At 68.5% G+C, this 20,077-nt stretch carries 17 protein-coding genes; 5 read left to right on the forward strand and 12 right to left on the reverse strand.

Features of this window, described 5'->3' with window-relative positions; translation table 11 throughout:
• Nucleotides 1-54: 54 nt before the first annotated feature.
• Together LXT21_RS15240 and LXT21_RS15245 are read right to left on the reverse strand one after the other, a co-directional pair.
• Entirely contained in the window at nt 55-1,764 is a 1,710-nt protein-coding gene (locus LXT21_RS15240; RefSeq protein WP_254038855.1) for a DUF6119 family protein, read from the reverse strand.
• Between the two features lie 128 nt (nt 1,765-1,892).
• Nucleotides 1,893-3,104: a type I restriction endonuclease gene (locus LXT21_RS15245; RefSeq protein WP_254038856.1), complete on the reverse strand. Its 1,212-nt coding sequence runs from the start codon at nt 3,102-3,104 to the stop codon at nt 1,893-1,895.
• A gap of 292 nt (nt 3,105-3,396) precedes the next feature.
• Here LXT21_RS15245 and LXT21_RS15250 point away from each other — a divergent pair, with 292 nt between their 5' ends.
• Nucleotides 3,397-4,554 (forward strand): fatty acid desaturase family protein, encoded by a 1,158-nt coding sequence (locus LXT21_RS15250; RefSeq protein WP_254038857.1) that lies wholly within the window; start codon nt 3,397-3,399, stop codon nt 4,552-4,554.
• Between the two features lie 9 nt (nt 4,555-4,563).
• On the opposite strand, the gene LXT21_RS15255 is transcribed toward LXT21_RS15250, so the two are convergent.
• A complete protein-coding gene (locus LXT21_RS15255; RefSeq protein ID WP_254038858.1) occupies nt 4,564-5,064 on the reverse strand; it encodes a hypothetical protein in 501 nt (166 codons plus the stop codon).
• A 34-nt stretch (nt 5,065-5,098) separates the two neighbouring features.
• Nucleotides 5,099-5,836 (reverse strand): TonB C-terminal domain-containing protein, encoded by a 738-nt coding sequence (locus LXT21_RS15260; RefSeq protein WP_254038859.1) that lies wholly within the window; start codon nt 5,834-5,836, stop codon nt 5,099-5,101.
• Between the two features lie 867 nt (nt 5,837-6,703).
• Between LXT21_RS15260 and def the strand changes: the two genes are divergently transcribed.
• The 3 genes from def (at nt 6,704) to LXT21_RS15275 (ending at nt 9,013) form a co-directional block, all read left to right on the forward strand.
• Entirely contained in the window at nt 6,704-7,318 is a 615-nt protein-coding gene (gene def / locus LXT21_RS15265) for a peptide deformylase (RefSeq protein WP_254038860.1), read from the forward strand.
• Nucleotides 7,319-7,447: 129 nt separating this feature from the next.
• On the forward strand, nt 7,448-8,092 hold the full coding sequence (locus LXT21_RS15270; protein ID WP_254038861.1) for a glutathione S-transferase family protein: 645 nt from the start codon (nt 7,448-7,450) through the stop codon (nt 8,090-8,092).
• A 72-nt stretch (nt 8,093-8,164) separates the two neighbouring features.
• Nucleotides 8,165-9,013, forward strand: coding sequence for an MBL fold metallo-hydrolase (locus LXT21_RS15275; RefSeq protein ID WP_254038862.1), 849 nt, complete (start codon nt 8,165-8,167; stop codon nt 9,011-9,013).
• Nucleotides 9,014-9,113: 100 nt separating this feature from the next.
• Here the strand turns inward: LXT21_RS15275 and LXT21_RS15280 are convergent, their stop codons facing one another.
• The gene (locus LXT21_RS15280; RefSeq protein WP_254038863.1) at nt 9,114-9,707 is read right to left on the reverse strand and encodes an HD domain-containing protein; all 594 of its coding nucleotides are present in this window, start codon (nt 9,705-9,707) and stop codon (nt 9,114-9,116) included.
• Between the two features lie 488 nt (nt 9,708-10,195).
• Between LXT21_RS15280 and LXT21_RS15285 the strand changes: the two genes are divergently transcribed.
• Complete coding sequence (locus tag LXT21_RS15285) at nt 10,196-12,397, forward strand: MltF family protein (RefSeq protein WP_254038864.1); 2,202 nt, start codon at nt 10,196-10,198, stop codon at nt 12,395-12,397.
• 18 nt (nt 12,398-12,415) lie between these two features.
• On the opposite strand, the gene LXT21_RS15290 is transcribed toward LXT21_RS15285, so the two are convergent.
• From LXT21_RS15290 to LXT21_RS15320, 7 genes are all read right to left on the reverse strand, one after another.
• Nucleotides 12,416-13,132, reverse strand: a complete 717-nt coding sequence (locus LXT21_RS15290; RefSeq protein WP_254038865.1) for a hypothetical protein — start codon at nt 13,130-13,132, stop codon at nt 12,416-12,418.
• A 9-nt stretch (nt 13,133-13,141) separates the two neighbouring features.
• Nucleotides 13,142-14,704: a DUF4139 domain-containing protein gene (locus LXT21_RS15295; RefSeq protein WP_254038866.1), complete on the reverse strand. Its 1,563-nt coding sequence runs from the start codon at nt 14,702-14,704 to the stop codon at nt 13,142-13,144.
• Nucleotides 14,704-16,938 (reverse strand): DUF4139 domain-containing protein, encoded by a 2,235-nt coding sequence (locus LXT21_RS15300; protein ID WP_254038867.1) that lies wholly within the window; start codon nt 16,936-16,938, stop codon nt 14,704-14,706. The genes LXT21_RS15295 and LXT21_RS15300 overlap by 1 nt, the downstream gene beginning before the upstream one ends.
• 54 nt (nt 16,939-16,992) lie before the next feature.
• Nucleotides 16,993-17,523, reverse strand: a complete 531-nt coding sequence (locus tag LXT21_RS15305) for a hypothetical protein (RefSeq protein ID WP_254038868.1) — start codon at nt 17,521-17,523, stop codon at nt 16,993-16,995.
• 36 nt (nt 17,524-17,559) lie between these two features.
• Complete coding sequence (locus tag LXT21_RS15310; protein WP_254038869.1) at nt 17,560-18,480, reverse strand: DUF692 domain-containing protein; 921 nt, start codon at nt 18,478-18,480, stop codon at nt 17,560-17,562.
• Entirely contained in the window at nt 18,477-19,370 is an 894-nt protein-coding gene (locus tag LXT21_RS15315) for a TIGR04222 domain-containing membrane protein (RefSeq protein WP_254038870.1), read from the reverse strand. Before LXT21_RS15315 ends, LXT21_RS15310 begins: the two co-directional genes overlap by 4 nt.
• A gap of 180 nt (nt 19,371-19,550) precedes the next feature.
• Entirely contained in the window at nt 19,551-20,057 is a 507-nt protein-coding gene (locus LXT21_RS15320) for a M15 family metallopeptidase (protein WP_254038871.1), read from the reverse strand.
• Between the last annotated feature and the right edge of the window lie 20 nt (nt 20,058-20,077).

A 20,077-nucleotide genomic window follows, 5' to 3' on the forward strand; every position in this document is an offset into this window, starting at 1 on the left:
GCCATGAGCCGCGAGCGAGGCCGGAAGCCTCCGTGGCGCTCCGGTTTCGTGTTGTCACGGAGAGGACTGGGAGGTGGTGGTCTGTTGCTTCCGTCTCCGTCTGGGAAACGTGACCGCCGGCGCGGCGGGTGCTGTTCCCGGCTTCATTTCGACCCGGGCGATCTCGACCTTGAAACGTGTTCGCTGGAGCATCCGCGCGTGCTTGAGGAGCATGACCTTGCTGAAGATGGGGAGGATCTCCAACAGCGGCTCTGTCCGCTCGGTGCCAAGGGCATAGACGAACCGCAGGGAGTCGATGTCTTCGTGAGAGAAGGTTTGTGAAGGCCACTGCCGCGTGACTTCGGTGACGAACTTGTCCCGGTAGGGGGCGTGCTGCCGGAAGAGGTCCGCTGAGACGGTGGCCTGAGAGAAGAGGTGGCTGAGTGTGGCCGAGTCGTTCAGGCGCTTCACGCAGAACAGCTTCTTGCTCGGGCGATGGAAGAGGTCCGCGATCTCGATCTTGCTGTGACCAAGGCCAGGGCCAAAGGTGAAGAGCTCTTTGTCCATGTACAGGAAATCGGCATCCTGTTTGTACTGGATGTTGTAGTCACCTTCGATGTGTGTCAGTTTTTCTTTTTTGTTGAGGGTTTGATGCCAGGGCTTGAGCCCTGGTGTTTCACTCGGGAGGATGAGCGTGGCGAGCTCTTGCTGTATCTGGTCGAGATAGTCGTTGCTGATGCGGTACCATTTCCGATTGCAGAGCACAAACTTGATGCCATCGAGGTCCACTTCATAGGTGAGGTAGGCGTGAAGTGGCTCCGCCGCAGTCTGTCTCATTGCTCCCGAATCGACCTCGATACCCGTGATCCGGATCTTCTTGAGGTCGGCGAACTCGACCTCATCGTCACCGAGGTAGTCATAGAGTGCGGGTAGGGTGACCTCGTTGAATTCACGGTGGCTGCCGCGCCCCTGGAGCACATAGTGGGAGTTCGCCTCGTAGTCGATCTGATCCGGATAGGCGACGGAGAGCTTCGCGGTCGTTAGACGCTGGTTGAGGGCTTCGACCAGCTTTGAGTCCAGCTTGTCCAAGGTGCGTGCGCTCTTCTCAGGTTTGATGTGATCGATGAAGCTGAACTTTTTCTGGTAGGTGTCCTCGCGAAAGGTCTTGTGGATTGACAGGCATTTTTCGGGCAGCGCCTCGAAGTCGAGCTTGCTCGTGAGCAGGAGGCTATCCGAGCCACGAATCCGCGTCCCGAGCTTCTCGTCAGCGCAGGCTCCGGAGACGATGTGCAGGAGCTCTGCGTCGAACTCGAAGTCGAAATCCGCGAGCTTCGTTTCGAGGTTGGAGGCTTCTCGTTTCTGGAGCGTCTGAACGCCGATACGCTTGGAGTCGACGAGCTTGAGGCGCTCAGGGTCAACTCCATTGAGTGTGGTCAGCAAGCCGAACTGGGGCTCGATGACGTCCTTGTTGATGAGGTGATGCCCGTGCCCGATGGCAATTGCGAAGATCCTGAGGCCTTCCGGAGTCTCGACTTTGAGCAGGATGAGCGCGGAGTTGGCGGCGTTCGCGATATCGGCGACAGCACCCGGCTGGACGTGTGCGTGGATGAAGGGGAGCCACTTGGGTGGATTGGGCTGCGCCTTGAGGAGGTAGATGTCGTACTCGGCCCCCGGGAGCTTCTTGTTGGACCTGATTGATTTGGGGAGACGCGAAGGAGAGGACTTTCGCAGGCAGCTGTCGAAGTCTTGGATCTCCTTGGAGAAGAGTGTGATGTTGAGCTTCATGGAAATCCCCCAATGCCCCGAGCGTGGGGCGTTCGACTCACTTGTTGGGACCGGCGAAACTCAAGGCTGGCATTGGAGGCTTTCAGGGCTCCATACCCCCACAGTGGTATGGCGGGTTCCTCAGCAGGTCAGGCTGATGTCGTGTTCTCAGAGGAGGAGCCACCATCGGCGTTGCCGCTGCTCTGCCTCCTGGCTTCCTCCTCGTAGGCGACGAGCACCAGTGTCCGGAGCTTTTCGATGTCGCCAGACGCGTTGAAGTAGATGCGGCTCTTGCCGATTCCATCCGGCGCCGCCTCCACCTCGAACCCCGGAGCGAGCATCGCCGCTTGTTCCGCCGGCAGTCGGGTGACGAGCGACTTCTTCTTCCCGTTGGTGAACGCCCGGAGGAACCAGGACGTCACCTTGCCCAGGTTGATGCCGAAATAGCTGGTCGAGTCCTTGTAACTGATGGACTGCCTGAGTGCGGACTCAGCGCACTGCTTCTGGACGATTCGGAAGATCTCCAGCTCTAGTTCCGTGGTTTCGATCTGCGGCACTGCGGGCGCCTCGGCGACCTCCGCCGTTCGCTGCAGCGCCTCCGCGGGGCTTGGCGCGGCGGCATTCGGCGGGTTGGGCTGGGCGATCTCCTGCTGGATCGACTTCGTCATCATGTCCAGGAGCGTGGTCTGGATGGACTTCTTCACGATGGGGACGAAGCGCTCGACCACGTTGCGAGTGACGCGCCCGGAGACCAGCTCCACTTCCGCGAGCAGGAACCGGACGAAGCTCTCCGAGGGATTGCGCAGCAGCTCATTGATGAGCGCCGTGACCTTGCCGACGAAGATTATCTCCTCGGCGTGCCCTTGGATGGAGGTCGCGTCGAAGAACTCCTTCGTGAAGGGCCTGAGCAGGTCGACATCACGGTCGGAGAAGTTGAGGACGTTGAACTCCATGAACGGAGTCGCGTCCATCATGTTGGACGACTGGAGGTCGGTGAAGAACCGGTAGCGTGTGCCATTCGTCACGACGCCGATGCGCACGGACGGCGTGGCATTGAAATAGCGAGCCAGTTGTCCGTCGTGGTCCTCGGGCGTGGCATCCGCGGCCTTGCACTCGATGAAGAGCGCGGGCTGGCCCTTCAGGTGCAGCGCGTAGTCGACCTTCTCCATGACGCCGCCGCGCTTCTTGGCGAAGTCCGCGACGTACTCCGGCTGCGTCTCCGTCGGGTCGTAGATGTCGTAACCCAGTGCTTGGATGAACGGGAGGATGAGGGCCTGCTTCGTGGCTTCTTCCCCCTTGATGAACGCCTGCCGCTTACGAACCTGCTCGGACAGCAGTCGCAAATCTTCGCCAAGGCCCATGTCGTTCCCCCAATTCGAGCGCGGCGAACCGCCGCAGCCCTCACACGCTAACGCATGGCACGGGCGACTTGAATACCTCGCGGTATTGGTTGTTTGAGCAAGGTCGGCGCAGACCCTGTGTCATGCATTGACCCTACTACCGTGGTGGTATTGCATCAGGCATTGGGTTCGCTCGCGGTGTGTTCTGTCTCCGCAGTCGGACAGAAGCGCTTCCCGTCCCACGCTTGGGCGGCTACCCTTGACGCGCTGCTTCCGCCCCTGGTCCTACATCCTCCCCCGAGGAGCGTCACGCATGTCGTCGTCTCTGCCCCCCGCGTTCAACATCGCCTCCGTGGACGTGGAGGGCTTCCACCGGGACCTGAAGGCACTGCGCGCGGAGCTGGACGCCAATCTGGGCGAGGCGGACGCGAAGCACCTTCGCAAGATCGAACGCTGGGGCCGCATCGGCACGATTCTCGGCATTGCGACCTGCTGGATTGCTCCCAACCCGTTCAGCGCCGCCGCGCTCAGCGTGGGCCGCTCGACGCGCTGGCTCCTCATGCATCACGTGGGGCACCGTGGCTATGACCGCGTCCCCGGGCTCCCCGCATCCCGCACCGGCAAGGGCTTCGCCAAGGGTGCTCGTCGCTACCTCGACTGGCTCGACTGGATGCTCCCCGATGCCTGGGTGTTCGAGCACAACGTCCTGCACCACTCGTACACGGGTGAGGAGTCGGACCCCGACCTCCTCGAACGCAACGCGGAGGGCACGCTGCGCAACCCGGCGCGCCCCCTGTTCCTGCGCTACGTCCAGCTTACGCTCCTGGCCCTCACCTGGCGCGCCTCGTACTACGCTCCTGAGACGCTCAGCGCCCTGCGGCGCAAGGGTCGTCGTGATGGTGGCTCGCTCTCCGGCGCCGAGTGGAAGGAGCTGCTGCTCCGCTGCTACCTCCCGTACGCCGCCGTCCAGTTCGTCCTCTTCCCGGCCCTGTTCCTCATCATCGGACCCTGGGCGGCGTTCAGCGCGTTCTGCAACTCGCTGATGGCGGACGTGCTCACCAGCGTCCACACGTTCCTCGTCGTCGGCCCCAATCACACCGGCGAGGACCTGTATCGCTTCGACACGTCCCCCGCGAACAAGGGCGAGCGCTACGTCCAGCAGGTCATCGGCAGCGCGAACTACCGCACCGGCGGAGACCTCAACGACTTCGCCCACCTCTGGCTGAACTACCAGATCGAACACCACATCTGGCCCGACCTGCCGATGCTCAAGTACCGCGAGGTCCAGCCCAAGGTCCTCGCCCTCTGCCAGAAGTACGGCATCCCGTATGTGCAGGAGAGCGTCTGGACCCGCGTCCGGAAGATGGTGGACGTCGTCGTGGGCAAGCGCTCCATGCGCAAGCTCACCCAGCGCGAGGGCTCGGAGGCCGCTCCAGTCGCCACCGATGACCTTCAGGCCCACGTGGCCTGACGCGAGGCCTCAGCTCGGTGCTGCGCGGCGCTGGCGGGGCGGTACGGCCCGCGTCAGCGTCTTCTCCGCGGTGCCGCCGTTGTCCTCACGGCGCAGGACCTCCGCGTCCACGACCCGGGCCCCATCGGCGGAGACCGGCGGTCCGAGCGTCACCACCAGCACCCGGTAGGACTCCTCCAACCGCTTGTGCAGCTTGATGAAGTTCACCTGCGCGGTGCCGGGCATGTCCTCGGTGTATGTGAAGTACCAGCGCAGCTCGTCCAGGTGCGTGTAATACCGGTCCACCACCGCCTGCTCCTGCTCGGGCAGGTGGATGAGCTGCTCGAAGGCCCCCTCCGCGTACCGCGAGGCGATGGTCTCCAGCAGCGGCCCTCGGCTGCGCAGGCGCGAGAACAAAGCAAACATCTCGTCACGCCGGGCTTCCAACCGGCGCATGATGCCAGCCGCGTCCATCGCGATCAGGTTGCGGACGCGCGCGGCAATCTCATCGGCCTTCTTGCGACGAGCCATGGGCCGCAGCCTAACCTATGGGGGGGCACCGGACTCAATACACCCGCAGCAGCTTCGCCTGACAGACGAAGCGAGGGTTGCGCAGGTCGATGACCTCGACTTCTCCCGTGGTCTCGTCGAAGCGGCCCGCCAGCATGCCCAGGGCCAGCGCCCCGGCGACGTACAGGCTGTCCTTGCTCTCGAGCTTCTTCAATTTGATGGTGTACACGACGCGTCCCTCCACGGCCCAGCGCGTGTGGATCCCCTCGGCGCGGACGCCGCGCGCTCCCTCCGCGGGGGCCCCGAGCTTCGCCAGCGAGCCCGACACCGTGTTCAGCACATAGGTGTCGTACGAGGGGTTCCCGCTCGGCGTCACCACCTTCTTGTCCCGCAGCGTCCCATCCGCGTCCTGCCAGAGCTCCAGCGTGACGACGAGCTTGGAGCTGCTCCCGTCCGCGAGCTTCCGCAGCTCGTCGCCTGCCTGGTCGAGTCCTCGGAGGCGCTCCATGGACTCGTCTCCCGCGCGGTTCTGGAGCGCCAGGAGCTGCTCGGAGGATGTGGGGGCCAGAGGCGCCGAGCCTCCGGGATTGCCCGAGGCCCCGAAGTTCTTCGCCTGGGATGCCCACGACGTCGCGGCTTGATGCAGCAGCTTCGGCTTCGAGAACAACGGTGCGTCCTCGAGCCCCTTCTCGATCTCCTCACGCACCCGGCTGAAGTACGGGTCGATGAGTCCGTTCGCGACTCGGAGCGCGGCCTGCTGCCCCGTGACCATCTCGTTGACCCGACCTGACACCCGTCCGTGTTCCTCGGCGACGAGGGACTCCGCTGACGGCTTCGGGTCCCCGGGGCGCGAGGTCCGTCCACTCTGTCCGTCCTTGCCGGTCAGCAGCGGAGGTCCTCCAGGAATGAGTGACGGGGGCAGGGTGAACGACCCACTTGGTGCGCTGGCCACGGGAATCTCGTCATGGGTTGGCTCCGTGGCCCGCGGTACATCGCGAGGGAGGGGCTCCGTGAGGGCCACACCGTCCTCGGTCCGTGAGTCCTCCGGTGTCAGGGGATCGGTCCGCGGTTCCTCACGGTGGGGCGCGGAAGCCTCGCGAGTGGCTGTGTCCTCCTGCCGTCGCGGAGCCTCCGAGGGTGGGGGCGTTGCGACATCCTTCCTCGGATGTACCCGGGGGCTCGGCGGCACAGGTGGCTCTCGCCGAGGCTCCGGATCCTTCGGCTGTGGCGCAGGATTCGCGTCGCGCTTGGACGGCGTGAGGATCTCCACGAACAGCGGCGGAGGCTTCGCGGACGGTGGACGCGCGGGCGGAGCCCCATCCCAGAGGAGGGCGAAGAGCACCGCGTGGATGGCGAGTGAGACCAGCGCGGCCCACCCGAGGTGTCGAAACCGTCGCATGCGCCTCCTGCACTCCCAGGAACGAACCCACGGCGCACCGCCGCGAGAATCCAGCGCCGGCCCTCTGTCTTCGAGAGTCTACCTCTTCAGGCGTCCCGGGGCCTGCTCCGTACGGCCTTCTCGCCATGGGATTGCATGTGCCCCACGACTCGGGTGCTCCCACTCTGTGTGCTGCCGGACGCATGAACGCTCGGTCATCCCTGGCGACGAGGCGCCGTTTTCGGCGGCGGGGGACTCCAAATCGCCTGCTACGCTCGTCGCATGGTGCTCAAGATCGTCCAGGCGGGAGAGCCGGTGCTGCGTGCGCAGGCGCGAGACCTGACCCCCGAGGAGATTGGCAGTCCAGAGATTCAACGGCTCATCGTGTTGATGCGCGACACGATGCGCGACGCCCCCGGTGTGGGGCTGGCGGCACCCCAGGTCGGTGTGGGCCTTCGCCTGGTCGTCATCGAGGACCGCGCGGAGTACCAGGCAGGCGTGGCTCCCGCGGACCTCTCGGCACGGGAGCGGCAGCCGGTGCCCTTCCATGTGCTCATCAACCCGACGCTGACGGTCGAGGACGCGACCCCCGCCGAGTTCCACGAGGGCTGCCTCAGCGTGACAGGCTTCGCGGCGCTCGTGGCCCGAGCACGTGGTGTTCGCGTGGACGCGCTGGACGAGCAGGGCCGCCCCGTGACGATTCGCGCGACGGGCTGGTACGCCCGCATCCTCCAGCATGAACTGGACCACCTCGACGGCACGCTCTACGTCGACCGGATGGCCACTCGCAGCTTCACGACGGGGGAGAACCATCGTCGTCACTGGGCCGGGCGCTCCACCGCCGAGGTCCGCTCCGCGCTCCGAATCCCCTCGGACTCGGAGCAGTCCTCGACCTGAGGGCTCGCCGAGGAGCACAGCTCCGGCGCATCCGCATCGGTACAGCGAGAAGCCGAGCCCTCCGCACGTTGTCCCGGGGAGGGCGAGCGCCTACGGTTGCCCCCGTCAAACACTGACGGGGGAACACCGATGACTGTCGCGAACGAAGACCTCATCCGGCCCATCCTGATTGGCCGCTCGAGCTCTCACTTCACCCGCATCGCGCGCATCTTCGCGGCGGAGCTGGGCGTCGCCTACGACTTCCACATCCTGCGGGACATCATGTCCCCCAATCTCCAAGACTACGGCGGCAATCCCGCGCTCAAGATTCCCGTGCTGCGCACGGCCCGAGGCTCGTGGTTCGGTGCGCTCAATGTCTGCCGCGAGCTGCGGCGCCACTCCGCGAGCAAGGCCCGCGTGGTGTGGCCCGAGGACCTGACCGAGTCCCTGTCCGCCAACGCGCAGGAACTGGTCCTCCAGACCATGGCCACGGAGGTGACAATCGTCATGTCCAAGGTGGGGGGCGGGGCCGAGAGTGGGGCTCACCACGACAAGCTGCGCAAGAGCCTGCTCAACATGATGGCGTGGCTGGAGCAGAACGTGGACGCGGCGCTCTCCGAGCTTCCCTCGGAGCGGGGCGTGAGCTTCCTCGAGGTCTCCCTCTATTGCCTGGTGATGCACCTGTCGTTCCGCGAGGTGCTGGACACCACACCCTACGCGGCGCTCACCGCGTTCTGTCAGCGCTTCGGTGAGCGGGCCTCGTGCGTCGGGACGACGTTCCGCTTCGACACCTGAGCACTCGCGTCACACCCGGGGCCACCGTGCCCCGGGTTGCGGCGTGACACGAGTCGCGCGATAAGCGAGACGATGATCACCGAGGTCCAGGCAGGTCCCTATACCGTCCGAGGCATCTCCGTCGGCGGTGTCTACACCTCCCTCCAGGTGCCCGAGCTGGACGTGGTGCTCGACGTCGGCATCCCCATCCGCTCGTTCGCCGGGTGTGATCGCATCTTCCTCAGCCACGCACATCCGGACCACGCCAGTGCGCTCGGGGCTTTGCTCGGCATCCGCCGGTTGATGGGGAAGGGCGCTCCGCAGCTCTTCATCCCCGCCGAAATCGAGGCGCCCGTTCATGAGGCCCTCCAGGTCCTCTCCCGGCTCCATCACACGTCGATGGAGGTGACCACCGTCCCGATGCGGCATGGAGATGTCCAGCCTCTCGGGCAGGGGCTCCACGTGCGCGCCTTCCGCACGCATCACCCGGTGCCCTCCCTTGGCTATCAGTTCTTCCGCCGCGCGACGAAGCTCCGGCCCGAGTTCCTCGCGCTGCCGCCGCAGGAGATCGCCCAGCGTCGCAAGGCCGGTGAGGACCTCTTCACCCAGGTGGACCATCTGGAGCTCGCCTACGCGACCGACACGCTCTCGCGCATCCTGGAGACCGAGCCGACGTTGTTCGACTCGCGCGTGCTCGTCATCGAGTGCACCTTCGTCGACCCGAAGCGGTCCGTGCAGGATGCGAGGGATCGCGCGCACCTCCACCTCGATGAGCTCCTCGCCCAGGCCGACCGCTTCCGCAACGAGGCCCTCGTGCTGATGCACTTCAGCCAGGCGCTCGGACCGCAGGAGGTGCACGCCCTGGTTCGCGAGCGACTGCCTCCCTCGCTCGCGGAGCGCGTCCGCATCTTCGCGCCTGAGTCGGGTCGTTGGTTCGGCTGAGCACCGGCTTCCCGTCCAGCATCAGGGCCTCCGCGACTTGCCAGTCTCGTCGCGGCGAGGTCTCTCCACTCCCGTCACCGAATCGACTGCGCGCCTGCCTTCAGTCCGGCCGCAGCGACTCCAACTCAGTGAGCACCGCGCGCAGCTCGGGCGCCTCCAGGACCTTCTCCACCGACGCGAAGAACTCGGACAGGTCTCCCGCGCCCTGGTGTTCATAGACGCACGCCTGCAGCCCCATCTCCAGCCGGTCCACCTGCCGCACGAGTCGGGCTTCGAACGAGGTGCCTTGTTCGTACTCGTCCCAGAGTGACAGGTATTCCGCGCCGCGCGGCAGCTTCCCCACGAGCTGCTCCATGGCTCGTCGCTCCTTCGCGTGCTTGTCCTCGCGCGCCACGCCGTCGTGCGGCGTCAGGTCTCCCACGTACGCCTCACCCAGGTCATGGAGCAACGCGATGCGCACCGCGCGACCCGCGTCCGCCTCCGGGAAGTGGCTGTCCACGATGAACAGGCACAGCAGCGCCACGAAGAGCGAGTGCTCCGCCACGCTCTCGCAGCGCTCGGTCGGAATCCCCACCCGCAACCAGCCTTGACGGAAGAGCTGCTTCAGTTGGTTCAGCTCGAAGTACGTCTCGATGAGCGGGAGCGTCTTGCGTCCTCGCAACAGGGCCACGGGCGGCGAGCTCTTCGTCTTCATGGGGGCTTCTACAGTACACCGATGCGCGTCCGTACCCCGGGGTGAGGTGCGGCCCCGGGGCCCGGAGCCCTCCGCGTGCGTGTCTCAGGATGCCACGTGTGTCCACCCCGTCACCTCGGGTGAGGTGTGGTCCAGGAGTCCTCCTCGCGCGTGTCTTCGAGGGGCCCGTGTATTCACCGCGTCACGATGGGTGAGGTGGGGCCTCGGGCCGCGAATCCTCTGCGCGCGCGTCTTCGAGGGGCCCGTGTATTCACCGCGTCATGATGGGTGAGGTGGGGCCTCGGGCCGGGAATCTTTTGCGCGCTTGTCTTCGAGGGGGCACGTGTATTCACCGCGTCACCATGGGGAGGTGGGGCCTCGGGCCGGGAATCCTCTGCGTGCGAGTCGCAGGAGGCCACGTGCGTTCACCCCGTCACCTCGGGTAGAGGGGGAGGCGAGGGGAGCGTGTCCACGCATCTGGACATGGCTCCGATGAGGGGGAAGTACCCATGGTGTCGTCTCGTTGTTTTGTCGCCGCGCTGCTCGTGTGTCTCGTCGCCTGCAAGCAGGAGCCTCCCGCTCCCACGCCAGCACCCGTGGCCGCGCCCGTCGTCGCGGAGCCCGAAGACCCGCCGTTCCCCGAGACGCCCCTGCCGCTCGTCGCCGAAGCCGCACCGCCCGACGCCGAGCCCGTGAAGCCCCCCGAGCCTCCATTCACCGGTGACCTCCCGGCCCTCCGCAAGCGCGGCGTGCTGCGCATCCTCGTCGAGACCACCGACGAGAGCTCCCTGCCTCGCCAAGGCACGCCCCGCTCGCAGGACCGCGAGTTGCTGGAGCGCTTCGCCGAGAAGCACGGCCTGTCCGTCGAGCTCATCGCCGTGGAGCGCTTCGACCTGCTCATCCCCCTGCTGAAAGAGGGACGCGGAGACATCATCGCCGCCGACCTCACCGTCACCCCGGAGCGCTCCCGCGAGCTGTCCTTCACCCGCCCCATCGCCCTGGTGAACGAGGTGCTCGTCGGCAAGAAGGGCTCCACGGACCTGCCTCGCAAGCCCGAGGACCTCGCGGGCCGCGCCGTCCACGTGCGCGCCAGCTCCACCTTCGCCACGTCCCTCGCCGCGCTCGCGCAAGCCAAGGCTCCCGGACTCACCGTCCAGCCCGAGCCCGAGAGCCTCGACTCGGAGGAGCTCGTGTGGAAGGTCTCTCGCGGAGAGCTGCCCCTCACCGTGGTCGACAGCCACCTGCTGGCCGCCATCCAGACGTACAACCCCGACGTCGAGGCGCTCTTCCCCGTCGCGGAGAAGCGCGCGCTTGCCTGGGCCGTGCGCCTGGAGAACCCCATGCTGCGCACCGCGCTGGACGCCTTCCTCGTCGAGCGCGCCCTCACCGACCATCGCGACCAACGCTTCACCGGAGACCTCGACGGCATCCGCAAGCGCGGCGTGCTCCGCGTCCTCACGCGCAACAGCCCCGTCACGTACTTCCTCCACCGTGGCGAACAGGCGGGCTTCGACTACCGGATGGCGAAGCTCGCGGCCGACGCGCTCAAGGTGCGCCTGGAGGTCGTCGTCCCGGACACGTACGAGGAACTCCTCACGTGGCTGAAGGAGGGGCGGGGAGATGTCGTCGCCGCCTCGCTCACCGTCACGCCCGAGCGTCAGCGCGAGGTCGCCTTCAGTCGCCCGTACCTCTTCGTGGAGGAAGTCCTCGTCCAGCGGGTCGGCGCGCCGCGCCCCACGTCACTCGCGGACCTGAAGGGCCAGTCCATCCACGTGCGTCGCACCTCCAGTCACTTCGCCCACCTGAGCACCCTCTCGGCTGAACACGGATTCACCGTCGTCGAGGAACCCGAGGACCAGGACACCGAGACGCTCATCGACCGCGTGGCGCGCGGCGAGATTCCCTTCACCGTCACCGACAGCCACATCCTCGCCGCCGAGCGCGTCTATCGCGATGACGTGGAGGCCGCGCTGACGGTGCCCGGGCAGGGGACGCCCGCGGGCAAGGACGGACACCACGGCATCGCCTTCGCCGTGCGCCCGGGGAGCGTGAAGCTGCGCGCCTTCCTCGACGGCTTCGTGCAGAAGACCTACCGCGGCACCGAATACAACCTGGCCCGCCGCCGCTACTTCGAGGGACGACGCAGCGAGGCCCCGACCACCACCGAGGCCGCCTCGGCCGCGGGCACCATCTCCCCCTACGACCTGCTGGTGCGCTCGTACTCCTCGCGCTACGGCATGGACTGGCGATTGATGGTGGCGCAGATGTTCCAGGAGAGCCGCTTCGACCCCACGGCGCGAAGCTGGGTGGGCGCGCAGGGCCTCTTCCAGGTCATGCCCGCCACGGGCCGCGAGCTGGGCTTCCGCAAGCTCGAGGACCCCGACCAGGGCATCCACGCCGGCGTGAAGTACATGCACCAGCTCCTCGGCCGCATCGCTCCGGAGATTCCCTTCAAGCAGCGCCTGCGCTTCGCCCTGGCCTCCTACAACGCGGGCCTGGGCCACGTGCTGGACGCGCGGCGGCTCGCGCAGGAGCAGGGCCTGGACCCCAACCGCTGGTTCGGGAACGTGGAGAAGGCCATGCTCCTCCTGGAGAAGCCCAAGCACTACCGCCGCGCGCGACATGGCTACTGCCGAGGCTCGGAGCCCGTGAAGTACGTCTCCGAAATCCAGACGCGCTACGGCGCCTACGTGTCCGTCGTCCAGCACTGACGGACACGGGCGCTCGGGTCAGAGCCCCACGCCCACGTAGGCCGCGGCCCAGGGGCCACTGAGCGAGACCGAGAAGCTGTCGGGGCCCTTCGTGGGGCTCACCTGGAAGTTCTTCGCCTGCGACACGAACTGCGTGTAGCCGACCTGCATCCGCGTGTGGAACCAGCGGTTGAGCTGGTACTGCAGCGCCGCGCCCGCGCCTCCGCCGAAGAGCCACTTGCGCGAGCGCGCCTGGAAGTACCGGCCGTCGATGACCGGGTCTCCGCCTCCCGTCCCGGGGATGTTCGCGGAGATGCGTCCGGTGGCGAGCGACACCTCCGACGCGGCACCGAAGAGGCTCACGCCCAGGCTCAGCGAATCCGTGAGCGCCAGGCGCTTCTCCAGGCCCGGCCGCAGCGCCAGGACCTGGACGTCGTCACCCAGGAGGTACCAGTCCACGCCATTGGTCCACCACCAGTCCATCCGGCCGGAGCTGCGCACCATGTTGAAGTGGATACCGCCCGCCAGGCGCACCGCGTTGGCCCGGGGGCCTACCGTGCGCACCTCGTTCCTCAGCCCGGGGATGTCCGTCGTCGGATGTTGCATCCGCCCCCAGCCGCCGCCCACATCGACGGCGACCTGGGGGATGCGCCGCTCCTGCTCGGCCTCCGGTGGAGGAGGCGGCGTGTCGGCGAAGGCCGGGGACACCGGCCCCCACGCCATGAACAACCCGAGTGCGGACAGGGACGTGCGCATGCTTGACCTCTAGAGCCCCGCCACCTTCGCGGCGCTGCTCACCGTGTAGACCAGCGTCAACTCCTGCTGCGAGCGCGGTGGCGCCGTCAGCTCGAAGCGGGCGATGCCCTCCGCGCTCACCTTCGTGGGCGCGGGGCGGGTGGTGTCCTTCTGGAGCGTCACCTCCACCGACTCCACCTCCGAGACGGGGATGCGCTCCTCCAGCGCCACCGCCGCGGGCTGCGCGCTCATGTTGGAGAGGAACATCTTCACGTGGTGCGTCTTCTGCTTGCGCCCGGTGAGCCGGCTCGTCTCCTCCTGGACGTCCGTCAGTCGAGCGACGCGCAGCGAGTCCTCGCTGCCGAAGCCCAGGCGCACGCGCTCGCCCTTGCCCGTGAATCGCAGCTGCGAGCGCCCCACGTAGCCACTGGTCCGCACCAGGTCCACCGGCCCCGCCAGCAACACGGAAGGGCCCACGTTGTCGAACCTCGCCACGCGGTGCACCAGCGGCGACAGCTCCGGACACACCACCAGCTCGGACGCGGCGGGCGCGGTGAAGTGGAACAGCGGGATGCGGTGTGGCTCTCCATCCGCGGGGACGTTGGCGCGGTGGGGCGCGACGAGGGAGAGCGCCTCGCCGCCGTCATCCATGCCCGGAAGGCCCTCGTCACGTCGGGCACCGGCGCCCTCGCCCGTGTTCTGGATGACCTCCTCGCGCACCGCGACGTCCACCACCTGCTTCTCGCGCTCCGTCTTGTCGCGCAGGAAGAGCCAGTCCGTCTCCAGCCGGGGGGGCGCCGCGCCCAGCGTGGGACGCGCCGTGGACAGCGCCAGCTCCACGTCCTTCCACTCCTCCTCGGTGCGCTGCCACACCACGGCCTCACACTCCAGGCGCACCGTCGGGCCCTGGGCGCCCGGAGCCTGCTCCAGCGTCGCGCGGTACGCCGGGCGCCACGCCGCGCAGGGCACCAGGTAGGTGATGGACAACAGCGCCGTGCCGCCGGCGGGATGGCCCACCTCGAGCTCGGCTTGCACGTCCAGCTTCGCCTCGGGCTTCTGCGTGTTCGACAGGGCGCCGCGGGCCTGCGCGAGCTGCTGCTGCAGGCGCTGCTCCTCCACGGCCGCCAGACGTCGGGCCGAGTCCACGGCCTCCAGCGCCTGGCGCACGCTGTCGAGCTGTTGCTTCCACGTGTCGGGTTGCGCGACGCCGCCGCCGGACTGCTCGGAGATGGCGCGGTACACGTCGGCGTGGGCCGCGGTGAGCAGGGCGTGGCGCGTGTTCAGTCGCTCCCGGTCCGCGCGGGCCTGACGCTCCAGGCGCTCCAGGTCGGCGACACGTCGGCTCAGCTCCGTGGTGTGCTCGCGCAGCGCCTCGGGAGGCTGGGCGCGCGTCACGCGGCGCACGCGGGCCTGGGACACGGTGCCCCCGGCGAGCTTCGCCTGGAGCGAGCGGTCCACCGCCAGCGGCGACAGGCCGGCGATGACCAGCCGCTGCGCTCCGGGGACCAGGGGGACTTCTCCGCGCCGCTCGACGAGCGCGCGATCTTCCAGGACGGTGACCTTGACCACCGGCAGGGTGAGGGGCGTGCTCATCAGGTCCTCCGGTTTCCGCCGCCGAGCATCTTGCTGGCGGGAATCTTCACGGTCCACGTCGCCTTCAGGGTCTGCGCCTCACCGGGCTGGAGCACCACGCGCCAGGCGCGCTCGCCTTCCACGGGTGTCTCGCCCGGCAGCGGCGTGCGCTTCTGCCAGGGTGGGGCGGTCTCCGTCTCCTCCACCTTGATGTCCTTCTCGTAGCCGGTGGGCACGGCGGGCACGCGCTCGCAGACCTCCACGAGGATGCGGTTGGAGAGCCGGTTGGCCAGCTCCACCGACACGTGGTGCGTGAGCATCGTCGCGCCGCCGAAGATGCCGCCGGTGGCCTCGTCGAAGCGCGTGTTGCGCGCGACCTTGATGGACTCCTCCACGCCCAGGCCCAGGCGCTGGGTGGAGCCCGGGGGCATGGTGGGCAGGGGAGAGGTCATCAGGAACTCGTCGCCGAGCGTGACGTCCACGGGGCCGGCGAGCAGCGGGTAGGGCGTCCGGTTCTCCACGCGCACCGTGCGGAAGGCCCTGGGCTCCACGGAGGGGACGATGACGTACTCGGCGGACAGGCCCACGGGCACCGACAACACCGGCAACGTGTGCCAGGCCGAGTCCGAGGGGACGTCGACCCGTGACTCCAGGTCGAACTTCGCGTCGAAGTGCATCGCCGACTCGCGCGGCGACACGGACCAGGTCGGCAGGGGCAGTTGTCGGAGGCTCGCCACCTGCTGCTCGCTCACCGCGATGAACGAGAGGACGTTCACTTGAATCTGCACGGCCTGCAGGGCGATGAGCTCCCGCGTGACGTGGGTGGGGCGTGAGCGCAGGCGGCCTCGGCCCTCCAGGTCATCGGCGGCGCTCAACGTGAGCCGGTCGTAGTCCAGCAGGCTGTCGGACGGCTCCACGCGCGGGGCGGCGGCGGAGAGGCGATCCACGCTGGCGCCTCCGCCCCCCATGGCCCCGTCGAGGTCGGACATGTCCATCGACGCCATCGGCATGTCGTCGGCGTCGCCCGGCGCTTCGGCGAGGGCCTCTTCCTCCATCGGCACCTGGTTCCTGGAGAAGGAGCCCCGTGAGCGCGACAGCTCCCGCTGGGGCGCGGCGGAGGGGCGGGGGGGCGCGGCCTGCGAGGGGGCCGCGAGACGCTTGGCCTTCGGCGCCATGGAGGGCGCGGAGCGCACGGCAGTACCGGGCGCGCTGCGGAGCTTCTCCATTCCCGACCCGGTGCTCTCGTCGTCCGCGAGGTACGGCGCGGGCGCGGGCGGTGGAGGGGGCGGCTCCATCGGTGGAGGCCTCGGCTTGGCGAGCACCGGGGCGCGCCGGGCGTCGTACCCCGCGAACAGCTCATCGAGCCCCGGTGGAGGCTCACGCCAGCCCGAGCGCGGCGGTGGCGGCTGGCGACGGCCGATGCGCAGCGCCTTGAGCTCGGGGACCTCGGCCCTGCGGTCCAGGGCGGCGGTGGACACGGACAGCTTCACGCCGGTCCAGTCCTCGCCGGTGTTCTGGCTGACGGTGGCCCGCATGCGCAGCGAGCCTTCCTCCAGCGTGCGAGGCAGCCGCAAGTCGTAGGTGGGCACCCAGAGCGCGCCGGGCACCGCGTACTCCAGCGCGATGTGCGCGGGTGTCTCGCGAGGCCAGGGGTTGCCGGACAGCGTGAGCACCGCGGCGCGGTACACGCGGGCGCGCTCGCCCCGGACGGATGACGAGGCCTCGTGCAGGCGCTGGCGTCGCAGGCGGACGTCGTTCTCCGCGTCGCGCAGCTCCCGCTCCAGGTCGAGCTGCCGCGCGTTCAGCGTGGCCAGCTCCGTGTCCACGAAGGACGTGAGCGCCAGGAGCGAGTCGAGGGGCGCCTGGTGGGGCGTGTAGCGGGCCTTCTTCTGCGGCGGGAAGGTGGGCTTGAGCTTGCCCACGGCCTGCAGCTCGCGCCGGGTGACCTCCAGTCGCGCCGTCACGTCGGAGACGCGCGCGAGGGCCTCCTCCAGGGCGCGGTGCTCCAGGGGGACGTCGACCTCGGGAGGGAGCTGGACGTCGAAGGTGGGTCGGATGGCGCGGATGGTGAGGCCGGGCGGTCCCTGTCGCACCGCGGCCCGGAGCGTCCCGGTTCGCAGCGAGAGTGGAAGTCCGTTGAGCTGGATTTCGTTGGGGACGCGGTCCTCCACGAGTTGGAGGGTGGCGATGCGCGTGCAGAGCGCCCCCTCCGCGTGAACGGTGACCGCATCCAGGATGGATGGCACGACGAGCATGCGCCCCCTCGGCTCAGGTGTGGGGCGCCACGGTAGTCGAGATGGGCTCCGGAATCATGTCCCCCTGGGGACGTCGACGCCAGGGGCGGCCGAGGGGCCCGAGGGACGGGGTTCGGGGGCCCATCGGAGCACGCGTCCGCCGGGCAGCCGCAGGGCCCACAAGAGCCGCCGCGTCGTGTCGTGACGCCGGGCGATGAGCACCAGGCCCCGGCGTCGCACCAGCGCGCCCGAGGCGGTCATGCGCCAGCTCGCGTCGAAGTCGAGCAGGTCCCTGGACAGCATGCCCGGCAGTCGGCCCTCGTCGCTCAGGGCCTGGGCGAAGCGTCGTCCCTCCACGCGCGAGTCGGGCTCCACGGACATGGGGTTTGCCCGGGCCCATTGCTCGAAGCGCGGGGCGAAGTCGGGACCGAGCGCCGAGGCCAGCAGGGGCCACGCACGCTCGACGCCTCGGCGGCGCTTGCTCATCAGGGCCTTGGCGGCCGCGAGCACGCGGGCCTCGTCGAACCCTCGTGGAACCGGGGCACCGACACCGAGCGCGCGCACGAGCTCCGCCTGGGCCCGGGCCTGTCGCTCACGCGCGCTCATGCGAACGCCTCCGGAGGCGCGTCATTGGCGCCGCGCTCATGAGCGGGACTCCCGCGTGTCGCGGAGGAGGTCGCGCTCGTGGGGCGCGAGGGAGACCTCCGGCTCGAGCGTCTTCGGGGGAGCCTCGCGGCCATGTCGCTCCGTGCCGCGCAGGAGCGCCTGCTCCATCGCGGACAGCTCCGCGGTGAGCTCCGCCTCGGGAGGGAAGCGGTCGTCGCGCTCGAGCATCACGGGGACGGGCCCCAGTCGCGCGGCCAGTCGCTCCAGCAACGCGAGCGGCCCCGAGGGGAGCGGATGCGCATGCGTGTCGTGATACAGCCCGCCGCGCTGGACGCCGCCGGCGACGTGCACATAGGCCAGCCGCTCGCGAGGCACGGCCGCCAGCACCGCGTCCGCATCCGTGCCGTGATTCAGCACCTGGGCGTGGAGGTTGGCCACGTCCAACAGCAGCGAAGCGCCGGTCCGCTCCAGCACGCCGCGCAGCAGGTCCGCTTCCGTGAAGGCCGCGTCGGGCCACTCGAACAGCGAGGCCACGTTCTCCAGCGCGAGCGGCACCGGCAGCACGGCCTCGGCCATCCGGATGTTCTCGGTCAGCACCTCCAGCGCCTCCTCGGAGCGCTGCACGGGCAGCAGGTGCCCCGACTCGAGCCCTCCCGCGCGGACGAACGCGAGGTGCTCGCTGACGCACACCGCGCCCAGCCGCTCCGCCAGTCCCGCCAGCCACTCCAATCGCCTCGGGTCGGGTGGCTCCGCGGAGCCCAGGCCCAGTGAGACGGCGTGCAGCACCACGGGGACACCGCGCTCACGCAACCGCGAGAGTGGCTCGGGGATGGGGCCCTTCGGCGAGAGGTGCTCGGCGAGCACCTCCACGAAGCCGAGCTCGGGCCGTCGGTCGATGAAGAGCGCGAGCTCGCGTCGCCACCCGATGCCGACTCCCCGAAGGCCGAGCCTCGTCAATCGCCACCTCCACCGCAGCCGCCGCACCCACCACCGCCGCCGTCACCTCCGCTGCTGCAACTGCTGGAGCTGCTACAGCTGCTGGTGCTGCTCGAGCCGCCGAAGGAAGAACCCGAGGGGTCGATGTGCCGGCGCATCAGCTCGAAGTCGCTCATCGCCACCGCGCCCAGTCCGAAGAGGGCCACCGCCACTCCCAGGTCCTGGCTGTTCATCGCCTGGGACGTGTCCGCGCTCATGGTGGACATCTTCAGCGGCTGCTGATTCCAGCGCAGCGCCTGGAGCACCGCCGAGCCCCGACGGCTGGTCCACACGCGCCCCGTGAGCAAGAAGAGGCTGCCCGCCGTCATGAGGCAGAGGAAGACCAGGATGGACACGGGCTTCTCGCGCTCCAGGCCCACGTTGATCTTCGCGAGCCCCAGCAGGAGGACGCCGAGCATGGGCAGCATCGGCAACCACCGGGCCCGCGTGGCCTGGCCTTCGTCGACCAACCAGCCCCGCTGTTGCAGGGGGACCTTGAGCCGCTCGAGGGCGGGCTCGATGCTGGCGACCAGCTCCGCGCTGCTCTTCTTCGACTCATGGACCGCGGCGTAGACGAGCCGCTCGAGATGCGACGCGAACTCGTACCGCTTGCCCGTCGTCGTCAGGTGCGCGCCGTCCATCACCAGGGCCTTCTCGTGGAGCAGCTTCGCCAGGGCCGTGTGCACCACGGCCTTGGGGCCGGAGAGCATCGCGAGCTCGAACGGATCCAACTTCTGCGGCAGCGCATCCGGGCCGCCCCCGGGCGTGCGCAGCATCCATCGCAGGAAGAAACCGAGCGCCAGGGCGCTCATGCTCAACAGGACGTACAGCGCGAGGAAGTCCGGGCCCGGCAGGTTCAAGAAGTCCGTCATTGCGCCCTCCCACGGTGGGTTCGCCCCCTTGATGAAACGCCGTCGGGCGTACGTGACAGCCCGGTCCCGTGACGTCTCCGTGACGTCCGGGTGTCACCGGTGCGCCATGTGTCGGGACCTGTCGGCCAGCCTAACGTGGAAGCGTTCGCGCTGGGGAGGTGCGGCCCTCGCGACCCAGGGTCAGCTCGCGTCCTGTCGGGCCACGGGCTCGGGTGTCGACTTGGGCCGCTTCACCTCCTTGCCCGTGCAGTCATGTCCGACGACGGGCGGGAAGGTGCTGCTGGGGCGGTACTCCCAATGCCATGGCTCGGAGGGCACCGTGCGGCGGAAGCCGAAGCGACAGGCATTGGCCTCCAGCCATTGATGGCGCTTCGACATGCGCTTGCCGATGACCAGGTCCACCGCGAGCCCTCGCTGGTGGTTGGAGCGACCGGGCCTCGCCGCCTTGTTGCCCCGGCCCCGGCGGTACTGCTCGTACAGGACGCGCTGCTCGGGCAGGGAGCGGTAGCCGCTGGTGACCCGCAACACCACGTCGTGCTTCGCCGCGTCCAACGTCATGCGTTGGAGCGCCGTGGCCGCGTCGCGATGAAGGCGGTGGCCGCCATCGATGTGGACCAGCTTCGCGGCCTTCGCCTTGCGGCGAGGACGGGCCTCGGCCGCGAGCACGGCGGTCGTGAACAGGCACACGAGGAGAACGGCACTCCAGC

The sequence above is a fragment of the Myxococcus guangdongensis genome (assembly GCF_024198255.1).
Lineage (GTDB): Bacteria > Myxococcota > Myxococcia > Myxococcales > Myxococcaceae > Myxococcus > Myxococcus guangdongensis.